The sequence below is a fragment of the Bradyrhizobium sp. 199 genome (genome assembly GCF_023073355.1).
In the GTDB taxonomy this organism is placed as follows: domain Bacteria; phylum Pseudomonadota; class Alphaproteobacteria; order Rhizobiales; family Xanthobacteraceae; genus Bradyrhizobium.
Window position 1 is genome coordinate 2,413,237 of record NZ_JADPJI010000005.1, and the last position, 15,283, is coordinate 2,428,519.

At 64.5% G+C, this 15,283-nt stretch carries 14 protein-coding genes; 3 read left to right on the forward strand and 11 right to left on the reverse strand.

The window, feature by feature from the left end; genetic code table 11:
* The first annotated feature begins 7 nt into the window (after window positions 1-7).
* Both IVB28_RS20250 and IVB28_RS20255 read left to right on the forward strand, forming a co-directional pair.
* Window positions 8-616, forward strand: coding sequence for a thiamine pyrophosphate-dependent enzyme (locus tag IVB28_RS20250; RefSeq protein WP_247528415.1), 609 nt, complete (start codon window positions 8-10; stop codon window positions 614-616).
* Between the two features lie 77 nt (window positions 617-693).
* A complete protein-coding gene (locus IVB28_RS20255; RefSeq protein WP_247528417.1) occupies window positions 694-1,071 on the forward strand; it encodes a VanZ family protein in 378 nt (125 codons plus the stop codon).
* Between the two features lie 42 nt (window positions 1,072-1,113).
* Here the strand turns inward: IVB28_RS20255 and IVB28_RS20260 are convergent, their stop codons facing one another.
* From IVB28_RS20260 to IVB28_RS20310, 11 genes are all read right to left on the reverse strand, one after another.
* Window positions 1,114-1,497, reverse strand: coding sequence for a DUF1236 domain-containing protein (locus IVB28_RS20260; protein ID WP_247528418.1), 384 nt, complete (start codon window positions 1,495-1,497; stop codon window positions 1,114-1,116).
* Between the two features lie 114 nt (window positions 1,498-1,611).
* Window positions 1,612-2,499 (reverse strand): 2-hydroxy-3-oxopropionate reductase, encoded by an 888-nt coding sequence (locus tag IVB28_RS20265; protein ID WP_247528419.1) that lies wholly within the window; start codon window positions 2,497-2,499, stop codon window positions 1,612-1,614.
* Between the two features lie 12 nt (window positions 2,500-2,511).
* A complete protein-coding gene (gene hyi / locus IVB28_RS20270) occupies window positions 2,512-3,297 on the reverse strand; it encodes a hydroxypyruvate isomerase (RefSeq protein ID WP_247528420.1) in 786 nt (261 codons plus the stop codon).
* Window positions 3,298-3,309: 12 nt separating this feature from the next.
* Complete coding sequence (gene gcl / locus IVB28_RS20275; protein ID WP_247528421.1) at window positions 3,310-5,094, reverse strand: glyoxylate carboligase; 1,785 nt, start codon at window positions 5,092-5,094, stop codon at window positions 3,310-3,312.
* A 152-nt stretch (window positions 5,095-5,246) separates the two neighbouring features.
* Complete coding sequence (locus IVB28_RS20280; RefSeq protein WP_247528422.1) at window positions 5,247-7,049, reverse strand: adenine deaminase C-terminal domain-containing protein; 1,803 nt, start codon at window positions 7,047-7,049, stop codon at window positions 5,247-5,249.
* A gap of 85 nt (window positions 7,050-7,134) precedes the next feature.
* A complete protein-coding gene (locus IVB28_RS20285) occupies window positions 7,135-7,929 on the reverse strand; it encodes an NYN domain-containing protein (protein ID WP_247528423.1) in 795 nt (264 codons plus the stop codon).
* A 57-nt stretch (window positions 7,930-7,986) separates the two neighbouring features.
* Window positions 7,987-9,486, reverse strand: a complete 1,500-nt coding sequence (locus IVB28_RS20290) for a tripartite tricarboxylate transporter permease (protein WP_247528424.1) — start codon at window positions 9,484-9,486, stop codon at window positions 7,987-7,989.
* Window positions 9,486-9,971, reverse strand: a complete 486-nt coding sequence (locus IVB28_RS20295; RefSeq protein ID WP_247528425.1) for a tripartite tricarboxylate transporter TctB family protein — start codon at window positions 9,969-9,971, stop codon at window positions 9,486-9,488. The genes IVB28_RS20290 and IVB28_RS20295 overlap by 1 nt, the downstream gene beginning before the upstream one ends.
* Window positions 9,968-10,936, reverse strand: coding sequence for a tripartite tricarboxylate transporter substrate-binding protein (locus IVB28_RS20300; protein ID WP_247528426.1), 969 nt, complete (start codon window positions 10,934-10,936; stop codon window positions 9,968-9,970). Before IVB28_RS20300 ends, IVB28_RS20295 begins: the two co-directional genes overlap by 4 nt.
* Window positions 10,937-11,037: 101 nt before the next feature.
* The gene (locus IVB28_RS20305; RefSeq protein WP_247528427.1) at window positions 11,038-11,880 is read right to left on the reverse strand and encodes an IclR family transcriptional regulator; all 843 of its coding nucleotides are present in this window, start codon (window positions 11,878-11,880) and stop codon (window positions 11,038-11,040) included.
* Window positions 11,881-12,069: 189 nt separating this feature from the next.
* Entirely contained in the window at window positions 12,070-14,199 is a 2,130-nt protein-coding gene (locus IVB28_RS20310; protein WP_247528429.1) for an acetate--CoA ligase family protein, read from the reverse strand.
* Window positions 14,200-14,546: 347 nt separating this feature from the next.
* Here IVB28_RS20310 and IVB28_RS20315 point away from each other — a divergent pair, with 347 nt between their 5' ends.
* Window positions 14,547-15,242: a GntR family transcriptional regulator gene (locus IVB28_RS20315; RefSeq protein WP_247528616.1), complete on the forward strand. Its 696-nt coding sequence runs from the start codon at window positions 14,547-14,549 to the stop codon at window positions 15,240-15,242.
* The last annotated feature ends 41 nt before the right edge of the window (window positions 15,243-15,283 follow it).

Below are 15,283 nucleotides of genomic sequence, written 5' to 3' on the forward strand. Positions count from 1 at the left end.
CGGCCAAATGAATACTGCCATTAACACGCGCAACATCAAGGTGATGAACCGCTTCGATGTCACCTCGCGCCTGGTCGCGAAGCTGGAAAACGGGGAAGCCGTGATCGGCGGCATCGGCAATACCAATTTCGACCTCTGGGCGGCCGGCCACCGTCCGCAGAATTTCTACATGCTGGGCAGCATGGGGCTCGCCTTCCCGATTGCGCTCGGCGTCGCGCTCGCTCAGCCCGACCGCCGCGTCTTCGCACTCGAAGGCGATGGCTCGCTGTTGATGCAACTCGGCGCGCTCTCGACGATTGCGAGCCTGAAGCCGACGAATCTCATCATGGTCGTGATGGACAACGGCATCTACCAGATTACCGGCGCGCAGCCGACGCCTGCGGCAAGCGTCGCAGACATCGTTGCCATTGCCATCGGCTCCGGCCTTTCCAACAGCGCCTGGGCTGCGGACGAGGAGGATTTCGAACGCCTGGTCGAAGCGGCAATGTCCACCGCCGAGCCGAGCCTGATCGCGGTCCGCATCGACGACAAACCCGGCGTCGGCGCCACAAGGCGTGATCCCGTGCAGATCCGGGAGCGCTTCATGCACGGGCTCGGCGTGCGCGAGCCACTCTAACGTTTCATCATTAACTACACGGCGATCTGATGGGGGGACTGTACCGGCCCGCTGCAAATCTGTGCTAAGCGAACCCGATGTCCATTTTGGTTCGTTCCATTGCCTGGCTGCTCGCGGTCGCCGTGACTTTCGCCACCCTCGGTCCCCCCGGCCTGCGCCCGCATTCCGACCTCGGCCAGGACGGCGAACATGCGCTTGCGTTCATCCTGGTGGGACTGGCCTTCGGCCTCGCCTATCCGCGCCGGCGCCTCCTGAGTGCAGCGGCCGCGGTCGGCCTGATCGGCGTGCTCGAGCTGATGCAGTTTTGGGCACCTGGACGCCACGCCCGGCTGCAGGATTTTCTGGTCGATGCGCTCACCGCCTGCATCGGCTTTGCGCTGGCGGCCGCGACCGATTGGCTGCTCACGCGGTTTCGCACAAGCTCTGCCGTGACAAGCGAAGGCCCCGCGGAGTAACTCCGCAGGGCCTGTCTGCTCAGCTCATAGAATTGGCGCCGATCAGTCGATGATCTTGACGACGCGGCGGGTGCGCGGCTCGACGATCACGCGGCGGTCGTTCACGACCGCGTAGCGATACTCAGTGTAGTTCGGCACCGGTCGCAGCACGACGGTCGGCGGCAGCGGCTCGCCGACTACAACGCGATCCTCCACGACGACCGACTCACTTCGCGGGAGCCCGCCGAGAATCGCATTTGGAATTTCGAGACCGGCGCCGACAGCCGCACCGACGGTGCCGCCGACCATCGCGCCGACCGGACCGCCGATGTCGCCCCCCGCGCGTGCGCCGTTCCTGGCGCCTTCTTCGGTCGTCGACTGGGCAAAGGCTGCACTGGACGCCAGCAACGACGCGGCAGCCAACGTAATCGCAAGACGGGTTTTCATGTGCTCATGTCTCCAGTGATTGTTGTGCGCCTTCAACCCACGGGAGCGGACCATTGTTCCGGTTCCCGCATGACGAAAAGCCATGCCAATCTGGGAAGTGTTACTGCGTAACACTCACGCCGCCGCGATTTCGTGCCCCGCCATCAGTTCGAGCGCGCGCACCATCGCCGAGTGATCCCAGCCCTTGCCGCCATGCGCGGTGCAGGACGAGAACAATTGCTGCGCCACGGCCGTGCTCGGCAACGACAGGCCGAGCGCGCGCGCGCCTTCGAGCGCGAGGTTCAGATCCTTCTGGTGCAGCTCGATCCGGAATCCGGGATCGAAATTGCGCTTTACCATGCGCTCGCCGTGGACTTCGAGAACCCGCGACGATGCAAAGCCGCCCATCAGCGCCTGCCGTACCAGCGCCGGATCGGCCCCGGCCTTCGAAGCAAACAACAACGCCTCGCTCACCGCCTCGATCGTCAGCGCGACAATGATCTGGTTGGCGACCTTCGTCGTCTGCCCGTCACCATTGGCACCGACGCGGGTGACATTCTTGCCCATTTTGTCGAAGGCCGGCTTCATGGTGTTGTAGGCTCGCTCCGGGCCGCCGACCATGATGGTGAGGCTGGCCGCCTTGGCACCGACCTCTCCGCCCGACACCGGCGCGTCGAGATAGTCAGCACCCAGCGCCTCGATCTTCTTCGCGAACTCCTTCGTCGCCAGCGGCGAGATCGAGCTCATGTCGACGACGATCTTGCCCTTGGAAATGCCACTCGCGACCCCGTCCTTGCCAAACAGCACGGCCTCCACATGCGGGGTATCAGGCACCATGATGATGACGGCGTCCGCCTCCTCCGCGACCTGCTTGCCGGACCTGCAGGGAATGCCACCGGCCGCGATCAGCTCCGGCGCAACGGGCGCGACGTCGTGCAGCAGGACACGATGGCCTGCGCCAAGGAGATGGCCAGCCATCGGCCGTCCCATGGTGCCAAGTCCGATGAACCCGATGTCGATCATGTCCAAATTCCTCTAGGTCTCGAAAGTCTGCGCGGCGTGCCAGGACAGGCCTTCCAGCGTGGTGGTGCGCGGCTTGTATTCGCAGCCGATCCAGCCGCGATAGCCGATCGCGTCGAGATGGCGGAACAGGAAGGGATAGTTGATCTCGCCCGTGCCCGGCTCATGGCGGCCGGGATTGTCGGCGAGCTGGATATGGGCAATCTGGGGCAGATATTCCTGCATGGTACGGGCGAGGTCACCCTCCATGATCTGCATGTGGTAGATGTCGTATTGGACGAACAGGTTGTTCGACCGCACGTCCGAGATCAGCTGCACCGCCTGCTCGGTGCCGTTGAGGAAGAAGCCGGGAATGTCGAGCGTGTTGATCGGCTCGACCAGCAGCTTGATGTTCTCCCGCGCCAGCGTCGAAGCCGCAAAGCGCAGATTCCCGACCAGCGTCTCCTGAAGCTCGCGCGGATCGGCATCGGCAGGCGCGATGCCGACGAGGCAGTTGAGCTGTTCGCAATCCAGCGCTTTGGCATAGTCGATGGCGCGGAACACGCCGTCGCGGAATTCGGCGGTGCGATCGGGCAGAATCGCAATGCCACGCTCGCCCGTCGCCCAATTGCCCGCCGGCAGATTGTGCAGCACCTGTGTCAGCCCGTGGCCCTCGAGCTGCTCGCGCAGCTGTGCCTTGTCGAAATCATACGGGAAGAGATATTCGACCCCGGCAAAACCCGCGGCCTTCGCCGCTGCGAAGCGGTCGAGGAAGGGCATCTCGTTGAAGAGCATGGTGAGGTTGGCGGCAAACTTCGGCATGATTCCGTTCCCCTATTCCGCCGGCTGCAACACGCGTGTGGCTGCGACCTCGTCGAGCGGAAGGTCCAGCACCTCCTCGAACTCAACGATGTTGTCGATCTCCGTGCCCATCGCGATGTTGGTGACGCGTTCGAGGATGAACTCGACCACCACGGGCACGCGGTGCTGGGCCATCAATTCGCGCGCGGTGGCGAACGCCGCCTGCGTGTCCTTGGGATCGGTGACGCGGATCGCCTTGCAGCCGAGGCCTTCGGCGACCGCGACGTGGTCGACGCCATACCCATTGAGCTCCGGCGCATTGACGTTCTCGAAGGAGAGCTGGACGTGATAGTCCATGTCGAAGCCACGCTGGGCCTGCCGGATCAGGCCGAGATAGGAATTGTTCACGACGACGTGGATGTAGGGCAGATTGAACTGCGCCCCGACCGCGAGCTCCTCGATCAGGAACTGGAAGTCGTAGTCGCCGGAGAGCGCGACAATCTCACGATCCGGACACGCAGCACGGACGCCGAGCGCTGCGGGCAAGGTCCAGCCGAGCGGCCCGGCCTGCCCGGCATTGATCCAGTTGCGCGGCTTGTAAACACCGAGAAACTGCGCGCCGGCGATCTGCGACAGGCCGATCACCGTGACATAGGTGGTGTCGCGGCCGAACGCCTTGTTCATTTCCTCGTAGACGCGCTGCGGCTTGATCGGGACGTTGTCGAAATGGCTCTTGCGCAGCATCGTCTTCTTGCGGTCGCGGCAGGCAGCGGGCCACGCCTGGCGTTCGCGGAGCTTGCCTGAGCGGCGCCACTCCCTGGCCACGGTGACGAACAGCTCGAGCGCGGCCTTCGCGTCCGAGACGATGCCGAGATCGGGATTGAACACGCGCCCGATCTGGGTCGGCTCGATGTCGACATGCACGAAGGTGCGGCCCTTGGTGTAGGTCTCGACCGAGCCGGTGTGACGGTTGGCCCAGCGGTTGCCGATACCGAGCACGAAGTCGGATTCGAGCATTGTCGCATTGCCGTAACGATGGCTGGTCTGGAGACCGACCATGCCGGCCATCAGCACGTGGTCGTCGGGAATCGCGCCCCACCCCATCAACGTCGGCACGACGGGTATATTTGCGATCTCGGCGAATTCGACCAGCAGATCGGAAGCATCAGCGTTGATGATGCCGCCACCTGCGACGATCAGCGGACGCTCGGCAGCGTTGAGCATCTCCAGCGCCTTTTCGACCTGCTTGCGCGTGGCGGTGGGCTTGTAGACCGCCAGCGGCTCATAGGTCTCGTCGTCGAACTCGATTTCGGCGAGTTGCACGTCGAGCGGTATGTCGATCAGCACCGGCCCCGGCCGGCCGGAGCGCATCACATGAAAGGCCTGGCTGAACACGCGCGGCACCAGCGCCGGCTCGCGCACCGTCACCGCCCATTTCGTCACCGGCTTTGCGATCGATTCGATGTCGACAGCCTGGAAATCCTCCTTGTAGAGCCGCGCGCGCGGCGCCTGCCCGGTGATGCAGAGGATCGGAATGGAATCGGCGATCGCCGAATAGAGCCCGGTGATCATGTCGGTGCCGGCGGGCCCCGAGGTTCCGATGCAGACACCGATATTGCCGGCCTTGGCGCGGGTGTAGCCCTCAGCCATGTGCGAGGCGCCCTCGACATGCCGTGCCAGGATGTGCCGGATCGAGCCCCGCTTCTTCAGCGCCGAGTAAAGCGGATTGATCGCGGCCCCGGGAACTCCGAAGGCGGTCGAGATACCCTCCTTCTCCAGAATTCGCACGGCAGCATCGATAGCTCGCATCTTCGCCATATCGGACCTCGCTCAAATTGCGTCAGCGAGCGAGATCATCGGGCGTGGAAGCTATGATCTCAACGAGATCGATTTTATTTTCCACGATGCGGCAGCCGCAGGAAAAACGTGGCCGTCTCAATAGGTTAGATCGAGATGCACGTGAAAGCAGGTCACTCGAACAGCGGCGCCAGCTGCATCTGCGGGACCAGCACGAGGCCCTTGTCGGTGATGCGAATTTCCGGAATGACCGATAGGGGAATCAAATTGAAGCCCATGTAAGGGATGGTGCAGCCGGCCTCGGCCCATTCCTTCTTCAGCACCTTGACCTGTTCGGCCACCTCGGTGACGCGCTTGTCGGACAGCAGGCCCGCGATCGGCAGCGGGACGAGCGCCCTCACCTGGTCGTCGGCGACGACGCAGACGCCGCCCTGCTGTGCCTTGATGGCCGATATCGCCACCTGCATGTCGCCCTCGTTGGTGCCAGCGACGATGAGGTTGTGACTATCGTGTCCCACGCTGGAGGCGACCGCGCCGCGCTTGAGGCCAAAATCCTTCAGCAGGCCGTGGGCGACGTTGCCCGCCGATTTTCCGTGACGCTCGACCACCGTGACGAAGCACAGGCGGTAGCGTGCGAACAGCGACGGCCAGTCCTTTACCGGCTCGATCGCGACCTTCTCGTGGATCAGCGTGATGCCCGGCAGCGCCGTCTTGATCGCGTTGACCGTGCAGGCCTTTGACGGAAGCTCCGGCGTCAGCTTCATCTTCTCTGGCAGCTTGACCGTCGCATAAGCCGCCTTCGGATACTGATAGCGCTGCGACAGCGCCTGATCGAGCAGCGGCGTGATCTTGCCGCGCTCGACCACGAGCTCGCCGCCATACCAGGTGCATTGCGGCTTGAGCTGATCGTCCATCAGCACGAGATCGGCGCGGCGACCGCCGCCAAGCCCGCCGATGTCGCCATCCATGCCGAAGCGGGTGGCGCCGTGCAGCGAGCCCATTGACCAAGCCTGCTCCGGCGACATGCCGGCTTTCACGGCTTCACGCACCACCCAGTCGAGACCGAACAGCAGGAGATCGTCGGCATCGCGATCGTCGGTGCACACCGCCGTGCGCTTGTGCGAGGCCCCGAGCTCAGTGATCGTGCGGATCGCCTGCGGCAGCGAGTGCCAGGGCGTCGTCGGCGGACCGCCACGCAGAAACACCCAGACGCCGGCGTCGAGCAGGTCGTCGGCAATGTCGCGGTCGATCGCCTCATGGGTGTCGGTCACGCCGGATGCCGCATAGGCCGCAACAAATTCGCGGCCGTAGACGTGGCCAGAGACAGGACGGCCACGCTTCAGGGCGGCCGCAAGGATGGCGTGACTACGCTCGTCGCCCATCGCAACGGGCACAAAGTCCATCTTCTCGCCCAGCGCGACAGCCTCTGGCCAGCGATCGAACAGGCCGGCGATCTTGTCCGGCGTGAGGTCGCCCCCCGCCGTCTCCAGTTCCGCCGAGGTCGCCGGCACCGTGCTCGGCACCGTCAGGAAGATCGACAGCGGCGCTTGCCGCGCGTCCTCCAGCATTGCCTCAACGCCGGCGACGTCCATGACGTTGCCGATCTCGTGGCTGTCGCAGAAGATCGCGGTGGTGCCGTTGAGCAGCGCAGCTTCCGCGTAGGCGCAGGCCGTCACCATCGAGGATTCGATGTGGATGTGCGGATCGACGAGGCCGGGCGCGATGATGCCGCCGGCGGCGTCGTAAATCGCGACATCTTTCCAGGCCTTTTTCGCCGCGCCGGCAGGCTTCACCGCAGCGATGCGGCCGGCGGTGATCCATATTTCCCGACCGGGATGGATGCGCTCCGAATAGGTCGAGAGCACCCTCGCGCCCGTGACGACGAGATCGGGCGCGAGGCGCGCGGAGGCCACATCGGCCAGACGCCGGGTCATCGCGTGCAGCGGCTCGACGGCAAAGCGGGTAAGTCTGGTCATCGGGACCCTCCCGTGGCGTTGCGGCCCAGCGATGGTTACGCCGTGCGCCAGACCGGGCAAGCTCAAATATAGCAGCACGCCGTGCTTACGCTTTAGGCGTCGAACCGCCTGCTGTTGCTGCCCTCCTGCGCGAGTTCCGCGCTCTCGAAGTCGGTGCGGCAGCGGGCTTGACCCGAATCCGCATTGACCGCCCTTTTTGCTCATCAATCTCGAAGGAGTTTGTCTTCCGCACGAGATCGCTCAGCTTCCGGAAGCCGTAAGTCCTCGGATCGAAATCGGACGCGAGATTGGCAAGCTGCCGGCCGACTTCGCCGAGCGCGACCCAGCCGTCCTCGCTCTCCATCTGGGTGATGACCTTCTTGATGATGGGCGTGGCCGCATCGGGCGGCTGAAGCGGCGCCGACCTCGAGGTGGCGTCCTGCGTATTCGCCGCTCCGGCAAGGAGGTTCTCGGTGTAAACGAATCTGCGGCAGGCCTGGCGGAAGCTCTCCGGCGTCTTCTGTTCGCCGAACCCAAAGACGTCGATGCCCTGCTCCCGGATCCGGGCGGCGAGACGGGTAAAGTCGCTGTCGGACGACACCAGGCAAAATCCGTCGAACCGGCCGCTGTGAAGCAGGTCCATCGCATCGATGACCAGCGTGATGTCGGAGGCGTTCTTTCCCGTCGTGTAAGCGAACTGCTGCTGCGGGATGATGGCGTGCTTCGACAGGATGTCGGCCCAGCCCCTGGATCGCGCGTTGGAGAAGTCGCCATAGATGCGGCGGACGCTGGCCTCGCCGATCTTGGCAATCTCCTCGAACAGTCCGTCCGCGATCTTCGCGGAGGCATTGTCGGCATCGATCAGAACCGCGAGACGGGGCGAGCGGAGCTCAGAAGGCATGACAATTCCCCACCAGTGGACGCGACACGAGAAGACAAGTGCGTCGGGAGCGCTAGTCTAGTCCTCGTTCGCCTTGAAGCGTCCCATCCCCTTCAGCACAAAGGGGGCCAATAGCGCAACCAGCGCGATGCCGAGCAGCGTCGCCGAGATCGGGCTTTGGAGCAGCGTCATGGGATCGCCGAGGCTGATCGCCAGCGCGCGGCGCAACTGGCTCTCCGCGATCGGGCCGAGGATCAGGCCTACGACCACCGGCGCGATCGGAAAATCGAACCGGCGCATCAGGAACCCGAGCACGCCGAAGCCCGCCAGCATCGACAGCTCGACCACCGATGGCTTTGCGGCGATGGTGCCCATGGTCGCGAACACGAGGATGCCGGCGTAGAGCCACGGTTGCGGGATCGCGAGCAATTTCACCCACAGGCCGACCAGCGGCAGGTTGAGCACCAGCAGCATGACGTTGGCGATGAACAGGCTGGCGATCAGGCCCCACACGAGGTCAGGCCGTTCGGCGAACAGCAGCGGCCCCGGGTTGAGGCCGTATTGCTGAAAACCCGCCAGCATCATCGCGGCCGTCGCCGAGGTCGGCAGGCCGAGCGTGAGCAGCGGCACCAGCGTGCCGGCGGCGGAGGCGTTGTTGGCCGCTTCCGGCCCCGCCACGCCCTCGATCGCGCCTTTGCCGAACTCTTCGGGATATTTCGTCAGCCGCTTCTCGGTCGAATAGGACAGGAAGGTCGGGATCTCTGCGCCGCCGGCCGGCAGCGCGCCGATCGGAAAGCCGAACATCGTGCCGCGTAGCCACGGCTTCCACGAGCGCTTCCAGTCTTCCTTTGTCATCCATAGCGAGCCGCGCACCGGCTCGAGCTTCTCCTCGCTGTGGTGGCGGCGCGATGCGACGTAGAGCGCCTCGCCCAACGCGAACAGGCCGACTGCGAGCGTCGTCACCTCGACGCCGTCGAGCAGCTCGGGCACGCCGAACGCAAGCCGCGCCTGACCGGTCAGCTTGTCGATGCCGACGAGGCCGAGCGTCAGTCCGATGAACAGGCTGGTCAGGCCGCGGATAGGGGAATCCCCGAACGTCGCCGACACCGTGACGAAGGCGACGCACATCAGCGCGAAATAGTCCTCGGGGCCGAAGCGCACAGCGAAATCGACCAGCCAGGGCGCGAGAAAGGCGAGACCGATGGTGGCGATGGTGCCGGCGACGAAAGAGCCGATCGCGGATGTCGCCAGCGCCGGCCCGCCGCGGCCGGCCTTGGCCATCTTGTTGCCTTCCAGCGCGGTCGCCATCGAGGCGCTCTCGCCGGGCGTGTTGATCAGGATCGCGGTGGTCGAGCCGCCATACATGCCGCCATAGTAGATGCCGGCGAACATGATCAGCGAGCCGCCGGGGTCGAGCTTGTAGGTGACAGGCAATAGCAGCGCGACCGTCAGCGCCGGACCGATACCGGGCAGCACGCCCACGGCCGTACCGAGAAACACGCCGATCAGCGCGTAAAGCAGATTCATCGGCTGGATGGCGACAGCCATTCCGTGGGCCAGCGCCGCAAAAGTGTCCATCACAGCAGTCGCTCCAGAGGTCCGGCCGGAAGGCTCAGCGTCAGCAGGCGGTCGAATGCGAGATAGATCAGGGTCGACATCACCAGCGCGATGATGCTGTCGACAAGGACGGCACGTCGTCCGAACGCCGCCGACGTCGTCACGAACAGCGCCGACGTCGCCAGGATGAAGCCGCCGCCGAAGCCGATGATGGCAATCAGCAGCGCAAGACCAATCAAGATCAAGACCACCGGCACGGGATCGGAACTCTCGCGGGCGGGCAGATTGCCGCGCAGCGCATCGACGAAATTGCCGATCGCGAGCAGCGCCAGGCCGATGGCGATCACGACCGGCATCGCCTCCGGCCCCATGCCGTACATCGCGGTGGATTGCAGGCCGCGCGCGTCAAAGACCAGCACCGCGGCGAGCGCCGCGAGCAAGGCGGCGATGATGATGCCGGCGCGATCGACGCGCCGCGGCGGCTGGGCGGGATCGCCTGAGGTCATGATTTGACGAGGCCGACCGATTTCAGCACGTCGGTGACGCGCACCGTTTCCTTCTTCAGGAAGTCGGCGAAGGCGTCACCGCCGAGATAGGCATCCTCCCAGCCCTTCTGCTTGAGGATCTCCTTCCAGGCGTCCGACTTCACCATCTTCTCGACCGCATCGCTCAAGGTCTTGCGTTGCTCAGGCGTGATGCCGGGAGGCGCGACCACCGAGCGCCAATTGGCGATCACGAGGTCGATGCCCTGCTCCTTAAAGGTCGGGATGTCGCTCCCCGGGATGCGCTTCTCCGAAGTCACGCCGATCGCGCGCAGCTTGCCGGACTTGATCTGCCCTTCATATTCGCTGAGACCCGAAATGCCCGCGGTGACCTTGCCGCCGAGGATCGCGGCGAGCGACTCGCCGCCGCCGGAGAACGGGATGTAGTTGATCTTCTTGGCGTCGGCGCCGACGGCGCCAGCGAACAGCGCCGCCATCACATGGTCGACGCCGCCGGCCGAGCCTCCGGCGAAGGTCACCTTGGCGATATCGGCCTTCACCGCGGTGGCGAGATCTTGCGCGGTCTTGATCGGCGAATTCGCGGGAACCACGATCACCTGGATTTCCTCGGTGAGCCGCGCGATCGGCGTCACCTGCTCCAGCGTCACCGGCGACTTGTTCATGGCGAGCGCGCCCACCATGACGAAGCCGTTGACCATCATCTGGTTGCCATCGCCCTTGGCGCCGTTGACGAACTGCGCGATGCCGACGCTGCCGCCGGCGCCGGGTACGTTGGTGACCTGCACGCTGCGCGCAACGCCCGAAGCCACCAGCGCCTGCTGCATCGAGCGCGCGGTCTGGTCCCAGCCGCCGCCGGGCGCGGCCGGCGCCATCAGCTTGAGCTCCATCTGCTGGGCAAGGGAAGGCGTCGCTGCCGCAAGGGTCAGCGCGACGGCCGCGCCGACAAGGCGCGCGGGAAATCGATACATGGGCATCTCCAGGCTCATGCGGACGTTTGCCGCATTGTGTCGTTTGGTCGCATATCAGCCAAAACAGCCGATGCTGTCCAGTGACATCCCCGGGCTCGCGGCTAGCGCGGCGTCGGCATCGTCCCGCCAAGCGCAGCCGTCAGTTCGGCGGCGACGTCCCGCACGATTTGTCCGATTTCCGGCAATCGCTCGTCGGTGACCCGGCTGGTCATGCCGGATACGGAGATCGCGGCCAGCGGTTCGGCCAAGGCGTTGTATACCACGGCAGCCACGCAACGCAGGCCGATCTGTGCCTCCTCATCGTCGATCGCAAAGCCCTCCTTGCGGATCTTTCCAAGCTCCCTGAACAGATCGCTCGGCCGCACGATCGACTTCTCGGTCAACCTGGGCATGCCGTGGTGCCGGATGACGGCGCTGACGTCCTCGTCGGAATAGGTCGCGAGCACCGCCTTGCCGACGCCGGAGGTCACCATGGGCACGCGGCCGCCGACCTTGGTTAGCGAGCGCATGATCTCGCGGCTCTCCATCCGGGTCAGGACGATGATGAACTCGTCGTCGACGACGGCGAGATTGGCGGTCTCGCGGGTGAGATCCCGCAGCTTGCGCAAATAGGGAATGGCCTGTGCGGAGAAGTTACGCCGCCGGGCAAAGCTCGCGCCGACGGTGAAGCTGCGCACGCCGACATGCCATTTGGATTCGGCGCGGTCGAACTGCACGAACCGGCGGCTTTCCAGCGTTGCCAGCAGGCGGTGCACGGTCGAGGCCGACAGGCCGGTGCGGACGGCAAGATCGCTGAGGCGGTAGCCCTCGTCGTCCTCGGCCAGCGTTTCGAGGATCGACAGCGCGCGGTCGACAGACTGCACGCCGCCGTCACGCGCCTCGTGGTCGGCGTCCGATGCCGACCTAGGCTCGAGAGATTTACGCCGGATCACGTTCCTGCTCATCGCGGCCTGCCGCTTGTGCGTCCGTCATTCCGGATTGGTGCGCCGGGACTGCGCGTAGCGCGGGCCTGGCGTACCAGACCTCAGGTGCGCAATTGCGCACCGGGGAATCTCGAGATCCCGGGTTCGATGCTCCGGGCCGCGCTTGCGCGGTCCCGTTGCATCGCCCCGGGATGACAGGAGCGATAACGCTCAGAGCAGCCCTGCCCCGCGCGCCCACTTGTACTTGGCGCCGAGGACCTCGACCGGCAGTTCGGTCGAATAGGCATAGGCCGGGATGCCGTTCTGGTACAGATATTCGGCAGCCTCCTCGACCTCGACGTCGCCGGCCAGTGACGCCACGATCGGCTTCACAAAACCCTTGGCCTCCATCTCCTTCTTCACCTCGACCATATTGCGGGCGAACACCATCGGCGGGGTGACAATGGTGTGCCAGTAGCCGAGGATCAACGAATGGATGCGTTCGTCGGAGAGCCCGAGCTTCACCGTGTTGACGTAGGTGATCGGCGGCTCGCCGCCGGTGATATCCACAGGATTTCCGGCCGCTCCAAACGGCGGGATGAACTTGCGGAAAGCCGCATCCAGATCCGGCGGCATCGACATCAGCGACAGGCCGTTGTCGACGCAGGAATCCGACAGCAGCACGCCGGAGCCGCCGGCACCGGTGATGATCAGCACGTTCTCGCCCTTCGGCGTCGGCAGCACCGGCACGCCGCGGGCGAATTCGAGCAGCTGCCGCAGCGAGCGAGCCCGGATCACGCCGGACTGCGCCAGGACGTCCTCGTAGATCTTGTCGTTGCCGGCGAGCGCGCCGGTATGCGAGGACGCCGCCTTCGCGCCGGCAGAGGTGCGGCCGGCCTTGAGCACGACGACCGGCTTCTTCTTGGAGACGCGCTTTGCGGCTTCGGCAAAGGCGCGGCCGTCCTTGAGGTCTTCGCAATGCTGGGCAATGATCGAGGTGTTCGGGTCCTGCTCGAAGAAGGCGAGCAGATCGTCCTCATCGATGTCGGACTTGTTGCCGAGGCCGACGATCGCCGAGACGCCCATCTTTGCCGAGCGTGAGAAGCCGATGATCGCCATGCCGATGCCGCCCGACTGGGACGACAGCGCGGCCGAGCCCTTGACATCGTAAGCCGTGCAGAAGGTCGCGCAGAGATTGGCGGGCGTATAGTAGAAGCCGTAGATGTTCGGCCCCATCAGTCGGATGTCGTATTTCTTGCCGACTTCCACGATCTCGGCCTGCAGTTCGGGCGCACCGGCCTCGGCGAAGCCCGACGGAATCAGCACCGCGCCCGGGATTTTCTTCTCGCCGCATTCGGTCAGCGCTGAGGCCACGAACTTCGCAGGAATCGCGAACACCGCGGTGTCGATCACGCCCGGCACGTCCTTGACGCTCTTGTAGGCCTTGTAGCCGAGGATCTCGGCGGCCTTGGGATGGATCGGATAGATGTCGCCCTTGTAGCCGCCGTTGATGAGGTTCTTCATCACGGAGTTGCCGATCTTGCCGTCCTCGGCGGAGGCGCCGACCACGGCGACCGCCTTCGGCTGCATGATGCGGTTCATCGACGCGACGATCTCTTCAGTCGGGCGCGGCTTCGGCTTCGGCACGTAAGCGAAGTCGACGACGATGCGCACGTCAGCGGCGATCGCGCCCTTCGCCGTCGCGAACACCGGGTTGAGGTCGAGCTCGACGATTTCAGGGAAATCGGTGACGAGCTGCGAGACCTTCACGATGACATCCGCAAGCGCCGTGCGGTTCACGGGCTCGCCGCCGCGAACGCCCTTGAGGATCTCGTGCGCCTGGATGCCGTCGAGCATCGAGAGCGCGTCTTCCTTGGTCGCAGGCGCGAGGCGGAAGGTGATGTCCTTGAGAACTTCCACCAGAACGCCGCCGAGGCCGAAGGCGACCAGCTTGCCGAACGAGCCGTCGGTGATCGAGCCGACGATCACTTCGGTGCCGCCGGCCAGCATCTGCTGCACCTGAACGCCCTCGATCTTGGCGTCGGCCTTGTACTTCTTGGCATTGCCGAGGATGGTCTCGTAGGCCTTCTCGGCCTCGTCGACCGTCTTGAGGCCGACGATGACGCCGCCGGCTTCGGTCTTGTGGAGAATGTCAGGGGATACGATCTTCATCACGACGGGGAAGCCCATCGAGGAGGCCATCTTGCCGGCCTCGCCGGCCGACTTCGCCACGCCCTCCTTCGGCACCGGAATGCCGTAGGCGTCACAGACCAGCTTGCCTTCCGGCGCCGTCAGGCTGGTGCGGTTGTCCGCCTTGACCAGGTCAAGCACCTTGCGGACGGCATCTTTGGAATTGGACATGTGGGTTCTCCCTTGACCTCAGTTCGTTCTTTTCAAAGCGCGCGTGGTTGCGGCTGCCCGTGATGCTTGCCATTCGCGGCGCTCTGTTCCATTTGGCGGAACGGAGCGGCCTCAAGCCTGAGTTTACTCCGCCGTCTTGGATCAAAAATGGCTGGCGATGGCATTTGGTATGCCAGAAGCCAACTTGTCAAGCTGCTGCATGCCTTAGAACGCCGCAAAAAATAGCCAGCTTGACATTCTGGCATGTGGTATGCCAAAAACTTTCCCGTTAATATCCTGTAAAAGACGACTCCCACTGGAGGAGATTCGTCGTGTCACTGCGGAAACCAACCAAGGCGTTGCCGAACATGGCCGAGGCAGATATCGCAATCGTTCGTATTGCCCCGGAGAGCAGCTTCAAGAACAAGGCGTATGACGCCTTGAAAGAAGCCATCCTCAGGATGGACATCTATTCGACGCCCGAGCCGGTGATGCTCGACGAGCGCGCGCTATCCGAACGCCTGGGCGTCAGCCGCACCCCGATCCGCGAAGCCATCGCGATGCTCGAGCAGGACGGTTTCGTGAAGACCGTGCCACGCCGCGGCATCATGGTGGTGCGAAGGACCAAGAGCGAGATCGTCGACATGATCCGCGCCTGGGCGGCGCTGGAGAGCATGGCCGCACGGCTCATCACGACCACCGCGCGCAAGAAGGACATCACGGCGCTACGCGACTATTTCAAGGAGTTCAGCAAGGATCGCCTGCCCGAGGATCACGTCGAGGAATATTCGCGTGCCAACATCGCCTTTCATCAGGCGCTGATCTCGCTGTCGGAATCGCCGGTGCTGGTCGATCTCACCAACGACCTCCTGCTGCACGTGCGCGGCTATCGCCAGCTGACCATCGGCCGCAAGGACCGCACCGCGACCTCGCTGCCCGAGCATCTCGGCATGATCGAAGCACTGGAGGCGCGCGACACCGAGCTCGCGGAAAAGCGCGCCCGCGACCACACCCTCGGCCTTGCCGCTTACGTCGAAGCGCACGGTCAGGAACTCTTCACCTAGCAACGTTCACCAGAAGGGCGAAAAACTCGCCCCGCTATCTG

What these genes read in the sequence shown, in the direction of transcription:
- IVB28_RS20280 (WP_247528422.1), bottom strand. Translation starts at nt 7,049, where the DNA reads ATGACCAGACTTACCCGCTTTGCCGTCGAGCCGCTGCACGCGATGACC.
- hyi (WP_247528420.1), bottom strand. Translation starts at nt 3,297, where the DNA reads ATGCCGAAGTTTGCCGCCAACCTCACCATGCTCTTCAACGAGATGCCC.
- IVB28_RS20250 (WP_247528415.1), top strand. Translation starts at nt 8, where the DNA reads ATGAATACTGCCATTAACACGCGCAACATCAAGGTGATGAACCGCTTC.
- IVB28_RS20285 (WP_247528423.1), bottom strand. Translation starts at nt 7,929, where the DNA reads ATGCCTTCTGAGCTCCGCTCGCCCCGTCTCGCGGTTCTGATCGATGCC.
- IVB28_RS20295 (WP_247528425.1), bottom strand. Translation starts at nt 9,971, where the DNA reads ATGACCTCAGGCGATCCCGCCCAGCCGCCGCGGCGCGTCGATCGCGCC.
- IVB28_RS20260 (WP_247528418.1), bottom strand. Translation starts at nt 1,497, where the DNA reads ATGAAAACCCGTCTTGCGATTACGTTGGCTGCCGCGTCGTTGCTGGCG.
- IVB28_RS20290 (WP_247528424.1), bottom strand. Translation starts at nt 9,486, where the DNA reads ATGGACACTTTTGCGGCGCTGGCCCACGGAATGGCTGTCGCCATCCAG.
- IVB28_RS20300 (WP_247528426.1), bottom strand. Translation starts at nt 10,936, where the DNA reads ATGTATCGATTTCCCGCGCGCCTTGTCGGCGCGGCCGTCGCGCTGACC.
- gcl (WP_247528421.1), bottom strand. Translation starts at nt 5,094, where the DNA reads ATGGCGAAGATGCGAGCTATCGATGCTGCCGTGCGAATTCTGGAGAAG.
- IVB28_RS20305 (WP_247528427.1), bottom strand. Translation starts at nt 11,880, where the DNA reads ATGAGCAGGAACGTGATCCGGCGTAAATCTCTCGAGCCTAGGTCGGCA.
- IVB28_RS20310 (WP_247528429.1), bottom strand. Translation starts at nt 14,199, where the DNA reads ATGTCCAATTCCAAAGATGCCGTCCGCAAGGTGCTTGACCTGGTCAAG.
- IVB28_RS20265 (WP_247528419.1), bottom strand. Translation starts at nt 2,499, where the DNA reads ATGATCGACATCGGGTTCATCGGACTTGGCACCATGGGACGGCCGATG.
- IVB28_RS20255 (WP_247528417.1), top strand. Translation starts at nt 694, where the DNA reads ATGTCCATTTTGGTTCGTTCCATTGCCTGGCTGCTCGCGGTCGCCGTG.
- IVB28_RS20315 (WP_247528616.1), top strand. Translation starts at nt 14,547, where the DNA reads ATGGCCGAGGCAGATATCGCAATCGTTCGTATTGCCCCGGAGAGCAGC.